This is a genomic window from Streptomyces platensis (assembly GCF_008704855.1).
In the GTDB taxonomy this organism is placed as follows: domain Bacteria; phylum Actinomycetota; class Actinomycetes; order Streptomycetales; family Streptomycetaceae; genus Streptomyces; species Streptomyces platensis.
This window is the reverse complement of sequence record NZ_CP023691.1, coordinates 5,120,163-5,139,310: the sequence shown is the minus strand read 5'-3', so window position 1 is coordinate 5,139,310 and position 19,148 is coordinate 5,120,163. Positions and strand designations below refer to the sequence as shown.

15 protein-coding genes are annotated in these 19,148 nt (G+C 71.2%); 6 read left to right on the top strand and 9 right to left on the bottom strand.

Going from position 1 to position 19,148, the window contains the following annotated elements; translation table 11 throughout:
* Positions 1-29: 29 nt before the first annotated feature.
* Positions 30-1,838, top strand: coding sequence for a bifunctional metallophosphatase/5'-nucleotidase (locus tag CP981_RS22810; RefSeq protein WP_085928114.1), 1,809 nt, complete (start codon positions 30-32; stop codon positions 1,836-1,838).
* A gap of 52 nt (positions 1,839-1,890) precedes the next feature.
* On the opposite strand, the gene CP981_RS22805 is transcribed toward CP981_RS22810, so the two are convergent.
* Positions 1,891-2,817, bottom strand: coding sequence for a phosphotransferase family protein (locus tag CP981_RS22805; protein WP_085928113.1), 927 nt, complete (start codon positions 2,815-2,817; stop codon positions 1,891-1,893).
* Positions 2,818-2,981: 164 nt separating this feature from the next.
* Between CP981_RS22805 and CP981_RS22800 the strand changes: the two genes are divergently transcribed.
* Entirely contained in the window at positions 2,982-3,554 is a 573-nt protein-coding gene (locus tag CP981_RS22800) for a DUF3995 domain-containing protein (protein WP_143659057.1), read from the top strand.
* On the opposite strand, the gene CP981_RS22795 is transcribed toward CP981_RS22800, so the two are convergent.
* On the bottom strand, positions 3,533-4,390 hold the full coding sequence (locus CP981_RS22795; RefSeq protein WP_085928111.1) for an SDR family oxidoreductase: 858 nt from the start codon (positions 4,388-4,390) through the stop codon (positions 3,533-3,535). The genes CP981_RS22800 and CP981_RS22795 overlap by 22 nt on opposite strands.
* A 300-nt stretch (positions 4,391-4,690) precedes the next feature.
* Here CP981_RS22795 and CP981_RS22790 point away from each other — a divergent pair, with 300 nt between their 5' ends.
* Positions 4,691-6,103: an LmeA family phospholipid-binding protein gene (locus tag CP981_RS22790; protein WP_085928110.1), complete on the top strand. Its 1,413-nt coding sequence runs from the start codon at positions 4,691-4,693 to the stop codon at positions 6,101-6,103.
* A 115-nt stretch (positions 6,104-6,218) separates the two neighbouring features.
* On the opposite strand, the gene CP981_RS22785 is transcribed toward CP981_RS22790, so the two are convergent.
* The 7 genes from CP981_RS22785 to CP981_RS22755 all read right to left on the bottom strand — a co-directional run bounded on the left by CP981_RS22785 (position 6,219) and on the right by CP981_RS22755 (position 16,400).
* A complete protein-coding gene (locus CP981_RS22785) occupies positions 6,219-7,691 on the bottom strand; it encodes a HAMP domain-containing sensor histidine kinase (RefSeq protein WP_425282151.1) in 1,473 nt (490 codons plus the stop codon).
* Complete coding sequence (locus CP981_RS22780; RefSeq protein WP_085928109.1) at positions 7,688-8,425, bottom strand: response regulator transcription factor; 738 nt, start codon at positions 8,423-8,425, stop codon at positions 7,688-7,690. The genes CP981_RS22785 and CP981_RS22780 overlap by 4 nt, the downstream gene beginning before the upstream one ends.
* Positions 8,426-8,552: 127 nt before the next feature.
* Complete coding sequence (locus tag CP981_RS22775) at positions 8,553-9,674, bottom strand: S1C family serine protease (protein WP_085928108.1); 1,122 nt, start codon at positions 9,672-9,674, stop codon at positions 8,553-8,555.
* 115 nt (positions 9,675-9,789) lie between these two features.
* On the bottom strand, positions 9,790-10,815 hold the full coding sequence (locus CP981_RS22770; protein ID WP_085928107.1) for a LacI family DNA-binding transcriptional regulator: 1,026 nt from the start codon (positions 10,813-10,815) through the stop codon (positions 9,790-9,792).
* Between the two features lie 24 nt (positions 10,816-10,839).
* Positions 10,840-11,676, bottom strand: a complete 837-nt coding sequence (locus CP981_RS22765; protein ID WP_085928106.1) for a response regulator transcription factor — start codon at positions 11,674-11,676, stop codon at positions 10,840-10,842.
* A 975-nt stretch (positions 11,677-12,651) separates the two neighbouring features.
* Positions 12,652-14,670, bottom strand: coding sequence for an ABC transporter ATP-binding protein (locus CP981_RS22760; protein WP_085928105.1), 2,019 nt, complete (start codon positions 14,668-14,670; stop codon positions 12,652-12,654).
* Positions 14,667-16,400, bottom strand: a complete 1,734-nt coding sequence (locus tag CP981_RS22755) for an ABC transporter ATP-binding protein (protein WP_085928104.1) — start codon at positions 16,398-16,400, stop codon at positions 14,667-14,669. Before CP981_RS22755 ends, CP981_RS22760 begins: the two co-directional genes overlap by 4 nt.
* Before the next feature lie 207 nt (positions 16,401-16,607).
* On the opposite strand from CP981_RS22755, the gene CP981_RS22750 reads away from it, so the two are divergent.
* The 3 genes from CP981_RS22750 (at position 16,608) to CP981_RS22740 (ending at position 19,086) form a co-directional block, all read left to right on the top strand.
* The gene (locus CP981_RS22750) at positions 16,608-16,853 is read left to right on the top strand and encodes a MoaD/ThiS family protein (RefSeq protein WP_085928103.1); all 246 of its coding nucleotides are present in this window, start codon (positions 16,608-16,610) and stop codon (positions 16,851-16,853) included.
* Between the two features lie 10 nt (positions 16,854-16,863).
* The gene (locus tag CP981_RS22745) at positions 16,864-18,213 is read left to right on the top strand and encodes a hypothetical protein (RefSeq protein WP_085928102.1); all 1,350 of its coding nucleotides are present in this window, start codon (positions 16,864-16,866) and stop codon (positions 18,211-18,213) included.
* A gap of 171 nt (positions 18,214-18,384) precedes the next feature.
* Positions 18,385-19,086 carry an LmeA family phospholipid-binding protein gene (locus tag CP981_RS22740; protein WP_167536130.1) on the top strand — a complete coding sequence of 234 codons (702 nt, stop codon included), beginning with the start codon at positions 18,385-18,387 and terminating at the stop codon, positions 19,084-19,086.
* Positions 19,087-19,148 lie beyond the last annotated feature (62 nt).

Below are 19,148 nucleotides of genomic sequence, written 5' to 3'. Positions count from 1 at the left end.
CGCTCAGGAACATCCAGGAGGGGACCCCCATGCCCGCGACACCGCAACGGCGCCGCGCCGTACGAAGATTGACGATCGGCGCCGCCGTACTGGCCGCCGCAGGAATTGCCGCCGGCGCTCTGCCGGCCGGCGCCGACACCGGCCATGGCGACCGCACCGGCCGCACCGTCGACGTCCAGCTGCTTTCCTTCAACGACTTCCACGGCAACCTGGAACCGCCGCAGGGCTCCTCCGGCACGGTCGAGGAGCTCCAGGCGGACGGCAGCAAGAAGAGCGTCCCGGCGGGCGGTGCCGAGTACCTCGCGCAGTCGCTGCGGACGGCCCGTAAGGGCCACCCCTACTCGGTGACCGCCGCGGCCGGCGACCTGGTCGGGGCCAGCCCGCTGCTGTCCGGGCTGTTCCACGACGAACCGACCGTCGAGGCGATGAACAAGCTGGGCCTCGATGTCACCTCCGTCGGCAACCATGAATTCGACGAGGGCCGGAAGGAACTGACGCGGCTTCAGAAGGGTGGCTGTCACCCGAAGGACGGCTGCTACGAGGACGGCAAGAAGTTCCGGGGCGCCGGCTTCCCGTACCTCACCGCCAATGTCACGGACGAGAAGACCGGCAAGCCGCTGCTCAAGCCGTACACCGTCTGGAAGCACAAGGGCGTCAAGATCGGCTTCATCGGGGTCACGCTGGAGGGCACCCCGGACATCGTCAACGCCGAGGGCATCAAGGGCCTGAAGTTCCATGACGAGGTCGAGACGATCAACAAGTACGCCAAGGTCCTCAACCGGCAGGGCGTGAAGTCGGTCGTGGCCCTGATCCACGAGGGCGGAATGCCCGCCTCCACCTCGTACAACTACAACTGCGACAGCCCCGGCCCCGGCGACGGCATCTCCGGTCCGATCACCGAGATCGCCAAACACGTCACCCCGAAGGTCGACGCGCTGGTCACCGGCCACACCCACCAGGCCTACGCCTGCACCATCCCGGACCCGTCCGGCCGGCCGCGCACCGTCACCTCCGCCGCGTCGTACGGCAAGCTCTACACCGACACCACGCTCACCTACGACCGCCGGACCCACGACATCGTGCGGACCAGCGTCAAGGCGCCCGGTGCGGTCAACCACGTCGTCCACCGCGACCAGCCCAAGGCCGCGGACATGACGTCCCTGATCGCCCGCTGGAACAAGCTGGCCGCGCCGGTCGCGGGCCGCCCGGTCGGCCATATCTCCGCCGATATCGCGGGCCGCGGCGCCAACGCCCCCGAGTCACCGCTCGGCGACGTCATCTCCGACGCCCAGCTCGAAGCCACCAAGGCGGACGGCAAGGGCGGCGCCCAGCTCGCCCTGATGAACCCGGGCGGCATCCGCTCCGACCTCGCCTTCACGGCGTCCGGCTCGGAGGGCGACGGGGTCGTCACCTACGGGGAGGCGTTCACCGTCCAGCCGTTCACCAACATGATGAACGTCATCGACCTCACCGGCGCCCAGCTCCTCAGCGGCCTCCAGCAGCAGGTCAGCGGCCCCAACGCGGCCTCCCCGAAGATCCTTCAGGTCTCCAGGGGCCTGACCTACACCCTGGACATGACCAAGTCGGGCACCGACCGCGTCGTCAAGGACTCGGTGAAGCTGGACGGGGAGCCCCTCGACCCGGCCAAGACCTACCGCGTCGCCATGAACGAGTTCCTGGCCGGCGGCGGCGACGGCTTCCCCGCCTTCAAGGACGGCAAGAACAAGTACGTCGGCCCCTCCGACCTCGACGCCTTCACCGCCTACCTGACGGCCCACTCCTCGGCGACCGGGCCCCTGACTCCGCCGAAGGCGGACCGGATCACGGTCGTGAAGTAGGAAGCAGGAAGTAGGGAGCACGAAGTAGGAAGTAGAACTGCCCACCCCGCCCTCACCCCGTCCCGAACCACGTCTCCGCGAGGGACTCCAGGGTCGGCTCGGGTGGGGTGGGCAGTTCGCGGAGGTAGCGGGGGAGGTTGCCGTGGACGTGCAGGAGGGTGTGGGCGAGGAGGTCGGTGGGGGTGAAGGTCTCGCCGTAGGCGCGGAAGATGCGTGACAGGAGGCGGGGGTCGGCGCGGGAGACGTAGAGGCCCACGGCGACGAAGTCGTAGGCGGGCCGGCCGATCATCGCGGGTTCGAAGTCGAGGAGGCCGGTCAGCCGCCAGTCGTCGTAGGCGTCGACGGTCAGATGCTGGCGCATGAACTCCGTGTGGAGCAGCACGCCGGGCTCCCGGGCGGACGGCGGCGCGGCGGCGAGGAAGCCGGGGATCTGTTCCAGCCAGGGTTCCGGCAGTCCGTGGGCGCGCTGCCGGTCGACCGCGGTGGTGCGCTGCCGGGCGAGGAAGTCGTCCCAGTCGCCGGGGCCGAGGACCCCGGCGAGCGGTGACGGGTCCAGGGCGTGCAGGGCGGCCAGGGTCTCGCCGGCTTCGGTGGCGATCCGGTCCTGGTCGGCGCGGGGTATGCGGGGCCAGGTGACGGCCAGGTCGGTGCCGCGCAGGCGGGACATCAGGACGTAGCGCCAGCCGTTCTCGTACGGACCGGCGTCGTGGACGTACGGGGTGGGGACGGGGAGCCGCCCCTGGAGGTGGGCGAGGACATGGGCCTCGGTCACGCCGTCATCGGCCGCGGCGGCGGGGAAGAGCTTGAGGACATAGCGCTTCCCGACGGCGTAGACGGGCTGGGAGCCCGCCGGATAGCGGGTGAGGGGGTCGGCCCGGAGACCGAGCCGGGTGCAGAGCGCGGCGACGCCCGGCCGCATCACCGTTTCGTCGGGGACGATCGCGTCCCACTCGTCGTCCGTGTCCACGCGAGGCAGCATGCGCGGACGGTAGGGCGGTGAGTGGGGCGGCGGCAAAGGATTTTCGGCGGGGTCGGGGGCAAATCGGGGTTCCCCTAGGGGCAGTGGGGGCTCCGCCGGGTGGGGGAAGGGGGCGGGTCCGCGGGAGGACGCCGTCGGGCCGGGGCGTTCGTAGCGTGCTGGACATGAGGACTTCTGTGCGTGGCGCGATGCGTGGCCCGGCCGGGGTGCGGGCGGTGGGCCAGCGGCCGGTGTTCTGGGCGTATGCGGCCTTCGGGTGGCTGGCGGTGTCGTTCGGCTGGCATCTGTGGATGGGGATCGACTACCGGTCGGCGAGGGGCGGCGCGGACCGCGTCCCGGTGTGGGGATTTCTCGCCTACGACGGGCTGATCACGGCGATGTCGGCGATCGGGGCGGTGCTCGCGCTCGCCACCGTCCGGCCGTGGGGCCGCCGGCTCCCGCCCTGGATGGTGCTGCCGCCGCTCTGGTTCGGGGCGGTGCTGCTGGTCGTACGGGGTGTGCCGGGGCTGGTCGAGAACGTCACCACGGCCACCGGGCTCACCCCGTACGGGCTGCTGGGGATGGCGGAGCAGCCGGCCGACCCGTCGTCCGGGGAGTTCTGGACCGGCATGGCGATCAATGCGTACTTCTTCGTGGGCGCGGTGGTGTTGCTGCCGCTGGCCGTGCTCCACCACAGGGGCCTGCGGGCCGCCGGGGGCACCGGCGGCCCGGCCGGTCAGGAGAAGTCGGCGGCGTGATCCCGCGCCCACTGGGCGAACGTCCGGGCCGGGCGTCCGGTGATCTGCTCGACGGCGTCCGAGACGGGGAAGGCCGGCGCGTCGACGGTGCGGCCGAACATCCGGACCAGTTCCAGCGCGGCCTCCTTGGGGAAGTGCGGCCCGGCCATCGCCTCGGCCGCCGCCTCCTCGGAGATCTGCTCGACCCGGGTTTCCTTGCCGGTCGCCCGGCCGATCTCGGCGACCTGCTGGGCCACCGTCAGCTCCGCCGGGCCGGTGACGAGATACGCCTGGCCGAGGTGCGCGCCACTGCGGTCCAGCAGGGCGGTGGCCGCGACATCGGCGAGGTCGGCCTCGTGGACGGGGACGCCGCGGGCGTCCGGGTGCGCGTCGCGGACCACACCGGACGTGCGGATCGCCGGGGCCCAGGCGAGTGCGTTGGTGGCGTAGTTGCCGCCGCGCACAAAGGTCCACTCCAGGCCGGAGTCCCGCACGGCGCGCTCCAGACCGGCGTGCAGGCGGGCGATGTGGTGCGCGTCGTCGTCCGGCGTATCGGTCACCGCCATCGAGGAGTTGAGGACGATCCGGCGGACACCGGCCCGGACGGCGGCCTCGGTCAGCGCCGCCGCGGCGTGGTCGCCGCCGGCCGCGAGATTGAGGAACAGCGCCTCGGCCCCGGCCAGCAACGGTTCGAGGGCGTCCGCGCCGGTGAGGTCGGCGCGGACGGTCTCGGCCTCGGCGGGCAGCCCGGCGCGGGCCGGATCACGGGTCAGCGCGCGGACCGCGGCGCCCTCCGCGAGGAGCCGGCGGACAAGTACGCGGCCGATGTTGCCTGTTGCGCCGGTCACAACGATCATGGGGGCAGCTTCCTGCGACTTCATGGGATGACAACCGTCTTCCGTTTGTTGGGTGAATGAGCTGAATGCGAGGAAGGAAACGAATAAGCCGGGCAATGGCGCGGAGAGTCCAGGTATGGATCAATGGACGACGACAAGCCGCGCACTGTCGCCCGGGGTCACCAAGAGAGGTGACGGTAGTTCAAGTCGCAGTCCCTGCACGTTAATTTTTTGCCAAGAGCGGCGGGACAACCCTCATGTATCCGACTTACTTCCGGTACGACTTGCGTTCAAGGGACCCGCTCGTGGTGAGATGAGCGGATGCGAACCCCCACACGCATATCTTCACCCTCGCCCACGCCCGCCGCGCCGCACTCCTCGCATTACCCCGCGCCGGGCGTCCAGGACGACCCCACCGGCGACACCAGAAAGCTCGACGCGATCAATCCCTACGCGGACCTGGCGGCCCTCGCCGACCCCGAGCCGGAGCCGGAACCCGAGCCGGAATTCGGCTCGTTCGACGCCGACGGCGCCCCGCGGCGGCGCACCTACCTCAACGAGCGCGACGACAGCGACGACCCGCTGGGCCTCGGACTGCGCTCGGATGACGAGACCGGCGAGGACTGGAAGCCGCCGAGCCACCGCCGCCGGAACGGCAACGGCAACCGCAGCCGCAGCCGCCGCAAGAAGCGCGGGCTCAGCAAGTTCGCCGCCATGTCGATCACCCTGAAGCTGCTGGTCACGGCTTTGGTCGGGGTGGCATTCCTGACACTCTTCGACCGGTTCGCGGTGCTGTACGTACAGAACGCGGCGGCGAAAAAGGTGAAGGACGCACTGCATCTGAACGCCACTCCCGAGGTCGACATCAAGGGATTCCCGTTCCTCACCCAGGTCATGGACAAGCATGTCGACCAGGTGAAAGTCACGATTCCCGACCTGGCCGCCGACCGGGTTTCGCTGGCGAAATTCGAGGCCACCGCGAATGACGTACGCATCGACGGTGATCTGCCCAGCTCCATCAAGGGCGCCACGATCGGCACCATGAACGGCAGCGTGCTGCTCGCCTTCGACGACATGAACCGCGAGCTGGGGGCCTCGCAGGTGAAGTTCAGCGAGCGGGGGCCCAACGCGGTGCGCGCGGTCGGTCGGCTGCCGATCGCCGGCCATGAGTTGCGCGTACGGGCCGAGGCGCGCATCCAGCGGGCCGGAGACCGCGGGGTCTCCACCGACATCAGCAGGATGCGCCTGGACATCGGCGATATCGCCGTCTACCGCCCCGGCACCGGCAAGGAGGAGGGCCTGCGGCTGACCCGCAAGACCGCCGCCGAGCTCAGCCGGCAGGCCGCCAAGGTCAAGTCGATGCTGAGCGTCCCGGCGATCGCGGACCGGATCGGCATTCCCAAGCCGTACATCCAGGAAGCGCTGCACAACGAGGGGAAGCTGCACGAGCTGACCGGGTCGCCGCGCTTCGTCCAGAAGCTGATGAAGGTCAATCTGGTCGATGTGGTGGCCGACCACCCGTGGCTGCTGGAGAAGGTCGGCATCGACCCGAAGATCCTCGGCGCGCTGACCGGGCTCACCAAGCCGCAGCTCGCGGACCAGCTCTCGCTGTCCTTCCAACTGCCCAAGACGCCCGGGAACGTCCGGCTGCGCAACATCTCCGTCGAGGAGGACGGCATCCGGGCCGACATCACGGGGTCGGAGCTGCCGTTCGGGGACGCGGCGAAGAAGTAACCGGAGAAGCAGGAGCAGGGGAAGCAGGAGCAGGGGACGCGGGGCAGGGGCCGCGGTGGCGGGCGCCGTAGGGGGCGGGTCCGCTGCCGCGGCCTCTGGGCCTTCCGCGGGTCGGCTACTGGGGGGCCGGCGGTTGCGGCATCCCGGGCGGCGGGGTCGCGGCGCCCGGCAGTGTCAGCACCGCCTCCGTGCCGCCGACGTCCGCGGACCGCAGCCGGACCGCACCGCCCGCCTGCTCCGCCGTCCGCGCCACGATCGACAGCCCCAGGCCACTGCCGGGCAGACTGCGGGCGGACGGTGAGCGCCAGAACCGCTCGAAGACATGCGGGAGTTCGTCCTGCGGAATGCCGGGGCCGTGATCGCGTACGGTCAGCTCGCCGCCGGTCAGCCGCACCTCGACGGTCCCGCCGGGCGGGCTGAACTTCACCGCGTTGTCCAGCAGATTCACCACCGCCCGCTCCAGCGGGGCCGGCTCGGCCCGCACGAACCAGGGGGCCAGGTCCGCCGCGATGGTCAGCGACGGGCCGCGCAGCCGGGCCCGCTCCAGCGCCGCGCCGACGATCTCGTGCAGCGCCACCACCGCGACGGCGCTCTGCCCCGGCGCCGGCGGCCGGGACAGCTCCTGTAGATCGCCGATCAGCTCCGCCAGCTCCCCCATCTGCGCCTTCACCGAGGTCAGCAGCGCCTCCTTGTCGGCGGGCGGGATCGGCCGGCCGGACCGCTCGCTGCGCACCAGCAGATCGATATTGGTACGCAGCGAGGTCAGCGGCGTCCGCAGCTCATGGCCCGCGTCCGCGATCAGCTGCTGCTGTAGATCACGGGAGGCGGCCAGCGCCGCGGTCATGGAGTTGAAGGAACGGGAGAGCCGGGCGATCTCGTCCTCGCCCTCGGCCGGGATGCGGATGGTCAGGTCCTCGGTACGGGCGACCTGTTCCACCGCGTCGGCCAGCCGGTCCACCGGCTTGAGGCCGGAGCGCGCGATGACCAGGCCGGCGGTGCCCGCACCCACGACACCCAGCCCCGCGACGGCGATCAGCAGCAGCGCCAGGCGGTTCAGCGCACTGTCGACCTCGGTCAGCGGACGTGAGATGGACACCGCGAACTGCACGCCCTGGACACCGATGTGCTTGGTCAGCACCCGGACGTCCGCGCCGCCGGTGGTCACCGCGTCATGCAGGGTGTCGCGCGCCAGGCCCTGCGCCACCGCGACATCCGCGCGCTGCACCTGCACCGGCTGGGAGTTGGGGCCGATGCAGCGCGAGCCGTCGACCTGGACGATCTGGACGTTGTAGTACGAGGGCGGGGCGTTCTTGCTCTCGGTCGGGTCGGTGGGCTGGCAGTTGGCGTAGGTCAGCTGGAGATAGTCGGCGGGGACGCTGACGTTCTGAAGGGAGCTGTCCACCTCCTCCAGCAGCTGGGCGCGGGCGAGCAGCCAGCAGGCCAGCGCGGAGACCGCCACCGCCACCGCCACCGCGGCCGCCGTGAGCAGGGTCAGCCGCGAGCGCAGCGGCAGCCGTGCGATCCGGGCGCCGAGCCGGCTGCGCGCGCCGTCCGCCGCCACTCCCCCGTGTGTGGTCACCGTGCTCATTCCGACCCGCCGTCCGTCCTCAGGACGTAGCCGACCCCCCGCACGGTGTGCACCAGCCGCGGCTCGCCGCCCGCTTCCGTCTTGCGGCGCAGATACATCACATACACATCGAGGGAGTTGGAGGTGGGCTCGAAGTCGAAGCCCCAGACAGCCTTCAGGATCTGCTCACGGGTGAGCACCTGCCGCGGATGGGCGAGGAACATCTCCAGCAGCGTGAACTCCGTACGGGTCAGCTCGACCTGCCGGCCGCCGCGGGTCACCTCGCGGGTCGCCAGGTCCATCCGCAGGTCGGCGAAGCTCAGCACCTCGCCCGCCTCGGGCGGCGCACCGGCCGCCGCCGCGTACGAGCTGCGGCGCAGCAGGGCGCGGATCCGGGCCAGCAGCTCGTCCAGCTCGAAGGGCTTGACGAGATAGTCGTCGGCACCGGCGTCCAGCCCCGTGACCCGGTCGCCGACGGTGTCCCTGGCGGTCAGCATCAGGATCGGCACGGTCACCCCGCTCGCCCGCAGCCGGCGGGCGGCGGTCAGCCCGTCCATACGGGGCATCAGGACATCCAGCACGATCAGTTCCGGGTCGTAGGCGGCGACCTTCTCGACCGCGTCCAGACCGTCGACCGCCTGCTCGGTCACATACCCCTCGAAGACCAGCGAGCGCTGGAGGGCCTCACGGACCGCGGGCTCATCGTCGACGATCAGGATGCGGGCGGGATGGTCACCGTGCTCGGCGGGGCTCATGTGCGTGGATACCTCGGACCTCGGGTGTGCGGACGGCTGGAGCTCAGCCTTGCACGACGGCGGGCTATCCGAGAGGGGGACGCAGCCTCTCGTGCCGGGCGGGACAGGGCGGCGGGCGGGTGCGCGGTCAGACGCCGCTGCTGCCGCCGCCGCGCAGGGCGTCGAGGTCGTCCTTGACGGTGTTGATCGGTATCGCGAAGCCGAGGCCGACGCTGCCCGCGCTGCTGCTCGACGCCGAACTCGGTGAGTACATCGCGGAGTTGATGCCGATGATCTGCCCCTGCATATTGATCAGGGCGCCTCCGGAGTTGCCGGGGTTGAGCGAGGCGTCGGTCTGGATGGCCTTGTACGAGGTCTTCGAGGAGCCGGTGTCGCCGTTGTACTGATTCCCGCCGAACTCGAACGGCCAGCCGCCGCCCGGACCGCCCTGCTGCCCCTGCCCCTGCCCCTGTCCGTCTTCCTTGGGAACGGTGACATCCCGGTCCAGGGCGGAGACTATTCCGCTGGTCACGGAGCCGGTGAGACCCTCGGGCGAGCCGATCGCCACCACCTGGTCGCCAACCGTGATCTTGCTGGAGTCGCCGAGCGAGGCCGCAGTCAGGTCCTTGGCGCCGCGCACCTTGACCAGCGCCAGGTCCTTGTCGGGGTCGGTGCCGACGACCTTGGCCGTCTTCCGGCTGCCGTCGCTGAAGGTGACGGTGACCGAGTCCGCGCCGGCCACCACATGGTTGTTGGTGACGACCTCGCCGCTGCTGGTGACGACCACCCCGGAGCCGGTGGACTCGCCGCCGGCGGTCCGCGCCTTGATCTCCACGATCGCCGGGCTGACCGCCTTGGCCACCCCGGAGACCCCGCTGCCGCTGGTCTTGCCCGCGTTGACCAGCGGGGTGGAGGAGGTGTTCTGCGTCGAGGAGTTGGTGGCGCCGGCGATCAGCGCCGCGCTGCCGCCCCCGATGAGACCCGAGGCCAGCGCCACCGCCGCGATCAGCGCGACCGGCCGCCGGGCCCGCCGCCGCGGCTCGGGTGCGTACGGGGGCGGCGGCGGAACCGCCTGCCCACCGAGCCCGGCATACGAGGCCCCCGGGCTCCCCGCGTACGCCTCATGGCCGTGGCCGTAGCCCTGACCGTGATCCTGGCCGTGGTCCTGGCCATGGCCGTCATTCCGGCCGTGGCTCTGCTCGTCGTCGCCGTACGCGTACGGCCGGTGCTGAGGCATCTCATCGCCGCTTCGGCGGTAGCTCTGGGTCATGGAAATGACTCTGCTGCCGCTCCATGAGAGCTGCCTGAGAACGTCCTGAGAGACCCGACAGAAGTGGGTATGCCCGGTATAAAGACGGCCGGATCAGCGGCGCGTACCGGCTCGCTCAGCCACCGCAGCCGCAGGAGCGCCGGACCACCAGCCGCGACGGGAACTGCCGCAGCCGCTCCCGCCGGGAGCCGACCACCCGCAGCCCGTCGTCCAGCACCAGATCGACCGCGGCCCGTGCCATCGCCTGACGGTCCGAGGCGACGGTCGTCAGCGGCGGATCGGTCAGCGCGGCTTCCTTCACATCGTCGAAGCCCGCGACCGCCAGCTCGCCGGGCACGTCGATACGCAGCTCGCGCGCGGCCCGCAGCACACCGATGGCCTGATCGTCCGTCGCGCACATGATGGCCGGCGGCCGCTCCGGACCGGCCAGCAGCTTCAGCGCGACCTGGTAGGCGTCATAGCGGTTGTACGGCGACTGGAAGTAGTAACCCTCCGGCGACCGCCCGGACTCCAGCATGGCCCGCCGCCAGCCCTCGACATGGTCGGTGACCGGGTCGCCGGACTTCGGGGTCTCCTCCGTACCGCCCAGGAAGGCGACATACGGATGGCCGTGCTCCAGCAGATGCCGGGTCGCCAGCTGTGCGCCCCACACGTCGTCCGTCATCACCGCGACATCGTCGATGGCGTCCGGCCGCCGGTGCAGCAGCACCACCCGGGCATCCCACGCGTCGATCTCGGCGGCGGCGTGCTCACTGGGCCCCTGGCTGATCAGGATCAGCCCGGAGACCCGCATCCCGAGGAACGCGCGCAGATAGTGCACCTCGCGCTCGTCGAGGTAGTTGGCGTTGCCGACCAGCACCATCTTTCCGCGCTCGGCGGCGGCCTGTTCGACGGCGTGCGCCATCTCCGCGAAGAACGGCTGCCGGGTGTCCGGCACGATCAGACCTATGAGATCGGTACGGCGGGACGCCATCGCCTGGGCGACGCGGTCCGGCCGGTAGCCGAGCTCCTTGATGGCGGCGAGTACCCGCTCGCGCGTGGCCGGGGCGACCGGCCTTGGTCCGTTGTTGATGACGTAGCTGACAACGGCGGTGGACGTACCCGCCAGTCTTGCCACATCATCCCGCGTCACCTTGGCCACGCGCGGCAGTCTACGCGGGTGGTGCTACCGGCGGGCAGGTCGTACGGCCCCGGAGTCCGCGCCCGTGGTGACCGCCTTCCCGGAGCCGTCACCGTCCCCGGCGCCGCGGCCCTGGACCGGCTCCCCACCACGGCCGGACGCCGCCTTCGCCGCGTCCTCCTTGGCCTTGGCCTCCGCCGCCCGCTCCACCTTCTCCGGCGTCACGAAGCGGTAGCCGACGTTACGGACCGTGCCGATCAGCGACTCGTGCTCGGGGCCGAGCTTGGCGCGCAGCCGCCGGACATGGACGTCGACCGTCCGCGTACCGCCGAAGTAGTCATAGCCCCACACCTCCTGGAGGAGCTGGGCGCGGGTGAAGACCCGGCCGGGATGCTGCGCCAGATACTTCAGCAGCTCGAACTCCTTGAAGGTCAGGTCCAGGACCCGCCCCTTCAGCTTCGCGCTGTACGTCGCCTCGTCCACCGAGAGATCACCATTGCGGATCTCCATCGGGCTGTCGTCGGTGGTGATCTGCTGGCGGCCCATCGCCAGCCGCAGCCGCGCCTCGACCTCGGCGGGGCCCGCGGTGTCCAGCAGGACATCGTCGACGCCCCAGTCCGCGGTGACGGCGGCAAGCCCGCCCTCCGTCACCACCAGGACCAGCGGACAGCCGGGCCCGGTGGACCGCAGCAGCTGGCACAGGGACCGCACATGCGGCAGGTCACGGCGGCCGTCGATCAGTATGACGTCGGCCCCTGGGGTGTCGATCAGGGCCGGGCCCTCGGCGGGAGCCACCCGCACGCTGTGCAGCAGCAGGCCGAGCGCCGGGAGCACCTCCGTCGACGGCTGGAGTGCGTTGGTCAGCAGCAGAAGTGAACTCACGTCCGACCACCTACCCGGCTCTCGGGGTGCTGTGCTCTCGGTTGCGTGCGGTCCTGCCTGCTTCGCTCGCCCATGACGTCTGGTTCCTCCTCGGTCCCTGCGACGGGGGGCACCTCCCGGCCCTGGCCGGGGGAGTCTGCGGCACTGCTTCGTACGGTCCTTCCCACCGCGCAGCAGGCGGTTGAAAGCACAAAAGGACCCGGGGGCTACGCTGCCCGGATCCTTCTTGCCCAGCAGAATAGCTCACCTGGGTTCCGGACCCGAGGCGGTTTTTGCAGCTTTTTGTATTCCGTCGATCACTTCGAGTGGTCAACGGGTGCCGTCGTTGACCACCCGACGGGGCGACTTGCTGGCGCTCGCGACGCGGCTCCGCCCCCATATGACGGGGCCGGGGGCGTCTTGGCCCGGGCCCGGGCGGGGGCGTGCGACGGGGGTCGCGGGTGCGGCGAGAAGTGACGAAATTCTTGGCGCGGCCAGTCCACGATGTGGACTGCTTCCCACGTTTTCGGCTTTCCCGCCGTGTGGGACCTCGCCGTTGCGCCTGCGGCGAGCGGTGCCGCTGCGCGGGGCTGTCGGGTGCGGTGACGGGCCTCCGCGGGTGGGGGTTTCCGGACTGCTTCGCTTTACGTCCGGAAACCCCCACCCGCTCCGACCCGTCCCCTCCCGTTGAGGGGTGGGAAAGACGGTTGGTGGGGGACCCGTAGGTGGTCCGGTGCGCCTCGTAGATCGCAGTGCCTCGTAGATCGCAGTGAACAGCTCGGTCGCACCGACACGGCTACGGCGGCCCGCCCCCACCCACCGTCACTCACTCTCCCCACGGGAGGGGACGGGCCGGAGGGGCCTGGTGTGTGGACGTAAAGCGAAGCAGTCCACACACCAGGCCCCGGAGGTCCGTCACCGCACCCACAAACCACCCGCCCGCCGCAGGCGCAACGGCGAGAAACCCCCACGGCGGGCAAGCCGAAAACGTGGGCCTCAGCCGGCCTCGGCCAAGGGCTCCGCGAATTGGGCCGCATACAAGCGCGCGTACGCCCCGTTCGCTGCCAGCAGCGCATCGTGGGGGCCCTGTTCGACGATTGCGCCGTTTTCCATGACGAGGATGACGTCCGCGTCACGGATCGTGGAGAGGCGGTGGGCGATGACGAAGCTGGTGCGGCCGGTGCGGAGCTGGGCCATGGCGTGCTGGATGAGGACCTCGGTGCGGGTGTCGACCGAGCTGGTGGCCTCGTCGAGGACGAGGATGGCCGGTTCGGCGAGGAACGCGCGGGCGATGGTGATCAGCTGCTTCTCGCCGACGGAGACATTGCTGCCCTCGTCGTCGAGCACCGTGTCGTAGCCGTCCGGCAGGGTCCGCACGAAGCGGTCGACGTGGGTGGCGCGGGCGGCCGCCACGATCTTGTCCATGGGGGTGCCCGCGGGGGCGCCGTAGGCGATGTTCTCGGCGATGGTGCCGCCGAAGAGCCAGGTGTCCTGGAGGACCATGCCGATGTGGGAGCGCAGTTCCTCGCGCGACATGGCGGCGATGTCGGTGCCGTCGAGGGTGATCCGGCCGCCGCTCACCTCGTAGAAGCGCATCAGGAGGTTGACGAGGGTGGTCTTGCCGGCGCCGGTCGGGCCGACGATGGCCACCGTCTGGCCGGGGTTGACGGCCAGCGACAGGTCCTCGATGAGCGGCTTGTCGGGGGCGTAGCGGAAGGAGACGTCCTCGAAGGCGACCCGGCCCTCGACCCGGTCGGGCCGGGCCGGCTGCTCGGCGTCGGGGTCCTGCTCGGTCGCGTCGAGGAGTTCGAAGACCCGCTCGGCGGAGGCGACGCCGGACTGGACGAGGTTGGCCATCGAGGCGACCTGGGTGAGCGGCTGGCTGAACTGCCGGGAGTACTGGATGAAGGCCTGCACGTCGCCGATGGAGAGGGCACCGGAGGCGACGCGGAGGCCCCCGACGACCGCCACCAGGACGTAGTTGAGGTTGCCGATGAACATCATCGCGGGCTGGATGATCCCGGAGATGAACTGTGCCTTGAACCCGGCGGCGTAGAGGGCCTCGTTCTGTTCGCGGAAGAGTTCGGCGGACTCCCGCTGGCGGCCGAAGACCTTCACCAGGCTGTGGCCGGTGTACATCTCCTCGATGTGTGCGTTGAGCTTGCCGGTGGTCTTCCACTGCTGGACGAACTGCGGCTGGGCGCGCTTGCCGACCTTGGTGGCGACGACGACCGAGACCGGGACGGTGATCAGGGCGACCAGCGCCAGCAGCCACGAGATCCAGAACATCATGGCGAGCACGCCGACGATGGTCAGCAGCGAGGCCACGATCTGGCTGAGGGTCTGCTGGAGCGTCTGCTGGACGTTGTCGATGTCGTTGGTGGCGCGGGAGAGCACCTCGCCCCGCTGTTGCCGGTCGAAGTAGCTCAGGGGCAGCCTGGCCAGCTTCTCCTCGACCTGTTCGCGCATCCGGAAGACGGCGCGCTGGACGACCCGGGTGGCGATCCTGGCCTGGACGAAGCCGAAGAGCGAGGCGGCCGCGTAGATCAGGGCGACCCAGAGCAGGACCTGGCCGACGGCGCCGAAGTCGATGCCGTGGCCGGGGTGGACCGGCATCGCGCCGATCATGTCGGCGAGCCCGTCCTGGCCGTGGGCGCGCAGGGCGTCGGCGGCCTGGTCGCTGGTGAGCCGGCCGGGCAGCTGGCGGCCGATGATGCCGGCCATGATCAGGTCGGTGGCGTGGCCGAGGACCTTGGGGCCCACGACGGTCAGTGCCACGCTCAGCGCGCCCAGCAGCAGGGCGACGGTCATGATGCCGCGCTCCGGGCGCATCTGGGCCAGCAGCCGTTTGCCGGAGCCCTTGAAGTCCATCGACTTCTCGGTGGGCTGGCCGCCCATCATCCGGGCGGGTCCGGCCGCCGGGGCCGGACCGCGCGCCGGGGCCTTGGGGGATGTCTCCCCGGCGGCAGCCGGGACCCCGTCGCGGGGGGCCGCCCCCTTGTCCGCGGTGGTCATGCCGCCTCCTGCTCGGTGAGCTGGGAGAGCACGATCTCCCGGTAGGTCTCGTTGTCGGCCATCAGCTCGGCGTGGGTGCCGGTGCCGACGACCCGGCCCTCGTCCAGGACGACGATCCGGTCGGCGCCGCGGATCGTGGAGACCCGCTGGGCGACGATCACGACGGTGGCCCGGTCGGTCTCCCGGGACAGTGCGGCCCGCAGCGCCGCGTCCGTCGCGTAGTCGAGCGCGGAGAAGGAGTCGTCGAAGAGGTAGATCTCGGGGCGCCGCACCAGGGCGCGGGCGATGGCCAGCCGCTGGCGCTGGCCGCCGGAGACATTGCCGCCGCCCTGCGCGATGGGCGCGTCCAGGCCGCCTTCCATCCGCTCGACGAAGTCCCGGGCCTGGGCGGTCTCCAGGGCGTGCCACAGCTCGTCGTCGGTGGCGTCCGGGTTGCCGTAGCGCAGGTTGGTGGCGACGGTGCCGGAGAAGAGATAGGGCTTCTGCGGGACCAGGCCGATGGCCTTGGCCAGGGTTTCCTGGTCGAGGGTGCGGACGTCCTCGCCGTCGACCAGGACCGTGCCGCCGGTCGCGTCGAACAGCCGCGGGACGAGCCCCAGGAGGGTGGACTTGCCGCTGCCGGTCGAGCCGATGACCGCGGTGGTCTCACCGGGGCGGGCGAGCAGCGAGATGTCCTTGAGGACCGGCTGTTCGGCGCCGGGGAAGCGGAACTCGACGCCGCGCAGCTCCAGTTCGCCGTGGCGGCGGAGCTCGGTGACGGGGTTCTCGGGCGGGGTGACGCTGGAGTCGGTCGCCAGGACCTCCTGGACGCGCTCGGCGCAGACCTCGGCGCGCGGCAGCATCATCACCATGAACGTCGCCATCATGATCGACATCAGGATGTACATGAGGTAGCTGAGGAACGCGGTCAGCGCGCCGATCTGCATGGAGCCGCTGTCGATGCGCAGCCCGCCGAACCAGACGACGGCCACGCTGGAGAGGTTCACGATCAGCATGACCAGCGGGAACATCATCGACATCAGCCGGCCGGCGCGCAGCGAGATCTCGTAGAGATCGGTGTTGGCCCCGGCGAACCGCTCGCGCTCGTGCCGGTCGCGGACGAAGGCGCGGATGACGCGGATACCGGTGATCTGCTCGCGCAGCACACGGTTGACGGTGTCGATGCGCTCCTGCACCCCGCGGAACAGCGGACGCATCCGGCGCACGATCAGTGAGACGAGTATCCCGAGGACCGGGACGATGACCAGGAGCAGGCCGGACAGCGGCACGTCCTGGTTGAGCGCCATGATGACGCCGCCGACGCACATGATCGGCGCCGAGACCATCATCGTGAACGTCATCAGCACCAGCATCTGGACCTGCTGGACGTCATTGGTGGTCCGGGTGATCAGCGACGGCGCGCCGAAGGTGCCCAGCTCACGGGCGGAGAAGGACTGCACCCGGTCGAAGACGGCGGCGCGGATGTCCCGGCCGAGCGCCATCGCCGTACGGGCACCGAAGTAGACGGCGCCGATCGCGCAGACGATCTGGAGCAGCGTGACGGCGACCATGAAGCCGCCGATGCGGAGGATGTAGCCCGTCTCCCCCTTCACGACACCGTTGTCAATGATGTCGGCGTTGAGGGTGGGCAGGTAGAGGGTGGCCAGGGTCTGGATCAGCTGGAGCAGAACGATCAGGGATATCGAGCGCCTGTGGGGCCGCAAATGCGCCCGCGCTAGTCGGACCAACACACCGTGAGCCTAGGCGAACACTTGCCCTCGGCAATCGAATTTTCGTGTTCTGCCCCCGTCCCGTTCCTGACCGGTTGCCGGAATGTGCCCGGAACCGGAGGGGCCGCCGCGTACGCCATCATGGAGGCGGCAACGACGGGGCCTCCGCCACCACGGAAGCCCCCCGACCGACACGACGAAGAGGCCGCCGTGACAACAACTGGCACCGTGCGCTACTGGGCCGCGGCCAAGTCCGCCGCAGGCACGGCAGAAGAGCCGTATGCGGCGGCGACGCTCGCCGAGGCGCTCGACGCGGCACGCGCGGCACATGCCGCGAACCCCGAGTTCGCACGCGTCCTGCTGCGCTGCTCCTTCCTGGTGGACGGCGATCCGGTCGGCACCCGCGACCACGCTGCGGTCCCGCTGGCCCAGGGCGGCACCGTCGAGGTCCTGCCGCCGTTCGCGGGAGGGTGAGCACACGATCATGAGCGACCACCAGCCGCAGCACCGCCCGTCCTACGAGCCGCACGACCCGTATGCGCCGCAGGATCCCTACGCCCAGCAGGACCCGTACGCCCCGCAGGAGCCGTACGGGCGACCGGACCCGTATGGACGGCAGGACCCGTACGGCCGTCCGGCGCAGCAGCCCGCGGCGCAGCAGCCGTACGACCCGCAGGCGTCGTACGACCCGCAGGCGCCGTACCGCCGGCAGCCGGCCCCCGACCCCTACCGGCAGCAGCAGCCCGGCCCGGCGCCGCAGCCGGGGCCCGGCCCCTACGGGCGCGGCCGGCCCGGGCAGGACCCGTACGGGTACGAGGCGTACGGACAGCAGCCCCGGCACGGACAGCCGCAGCACGGACAGTCCCAGCACGGACAACCCCAGCACGCCCGGTCGGCGCCGCAGCCGCCGCACGGCCAGGAGGGCTACCGGGCCCCGCACGCCGAGCCCGCGCCGCTGCCCCCGCAGCACCAGACCGCGTCACCGGCCGAGGAGCCGTACGCCCGCCGGCACCCCCAGCAGGCCCGGCCGGCGCCCGCCGCGCCCGCACCGGCCGCCGCGGTGGTCTCCAGCGCACCGCTCGCGGCCAACCAGCGCGCCCGCGCCGAGGGCCGCTCGCCGATCATCCCGCCCGGTGTCCAGCCGGCCGCGCTGACCGCCGGTCTGGCCCTGCTGCTGGCGCTGACCGCGCCGCTGGCCCGTCCGGTGCTCGCGATCCCGGTGGCGCTGCTCCAGGCCGTCACCGCGGCCGGCTGGTTCCGGCTCAACGGCATGTGGCCGGCCCGCCAGGGCATCGCACTGGCCTTCCTCGCCGGGCTGACCGCCGATGTCGCCCTGCTCGCCACCGACCGCGAGAGCGCGCCCCTGGTCGGCATCGGCACGCTCGGGGTGTGGTGTCTGCTCGTCCTCGTCCTCCAGCTGCGCAACCGCAGCAGCGCCGACGAGCGGATGTACGCGCTGACCGCGGGCCTGACCTCGACCGCCCTCGTGGTGCTGGCCGCCGGGCAGCTCGCGGCGAGCCCGCACGCGGTGGTGGTCGGCGCCGCCGCGGTCGGGGTGGCCACCCTGGCCCGTGCGCTGCCGCTGCCGCCTGTCGCCTCGGTCGGCATCGCGCTGGTGGCCGCCGCGGGCGCCGGGATCGCGGCCGGGCAGCTCACCGGCCTGGGGGCGTCCGGTGCGCTCCTGGGTCTGGCGGCCGGCGGCTGCGCCCTGATCGGCCTACGGGTGGCCAGCTACGACTACCCCTCCCGCTTCGTCCACCTGACGGCCGGGGTGGCCCTGCCGCTGGCCCTGGCCGCGCCCGCGGTGTACGTCCTGGGGCGGGCGCTGGGATAGCGCTCAGGCGAGAGAAACGGAGCGGCGGCCGCCGGTGGCGCACCTCGTGCCTTCCGGCAGCCGCCGCTCCCGTTTGCCGGAGCCCGTCGTCTAGGCTCCCCCGGAGCGCAGGCAGGGGGCCTGCATGGACGAGTCGGCCGTAATCCGGCCCAGTGTGGGGGTAGTGGTTCGATGCGTGCACTACGCGTGCTGTTGATCCTCGTGGTCATACTCGGGGGGCTGTTCGTGGCCGCCGACCGGGTGGCCGTGGGGCTCGCCGAGGACAAGGCCGCGGAGAAGATCCGCGGCAGCCAGGGGCTCGACCGGACCCCGACCGTCGCCATCAAGGGCTTCCCGTTCCTGACCCAGGTCGCGGGCCGCAGCCTCCAGGAGGTGGACGCCGATCTCGGGGGCATCGAGGCCCGGGCCCAGGGGCGCGCGCTGCGCATCGACCAGCTGTCGGCGCACTTCTTCGACGTCGGGCTGACCAGCGACTACACCTCCATCGAGAGTGCCGCCTCGGCCACCGGCAACGCCCGGATCACCTACGCCGACCTGACGAAGGCGGCGGGCGGCGACGTCAAGATCAGCTTCGGCGGCCAGAAGAACGGCCGCAGCCAGGTCAAGATCTCGCCGAAGATCCCGGTCCTCAGCTCGCTGGAGGTGACCGGCTCCATCAGCATCGTGGGCGGCGACACCGTCCGGCTGCGGGCCGACGGGCTCCCCGGGATGTGCCGCGCCCTCCCGGGCTGTGAGGCGAAGGTACGCGCCCAGACCGACCACGACTGGAAGCTGGACCAGCTGCCCGGCAACCTGAAGCTGGACAAGGTCGTGACGATGTCCGAGGGCCTCTCGATCTCCGCCTCCGGCAAGAACGTCAAGCTTCCCGGCTGACCGGACGCCCCCGGCGGACCGCCCCACCGGTCCGCCGGCCGATCCGGACACCGTCCATTTCC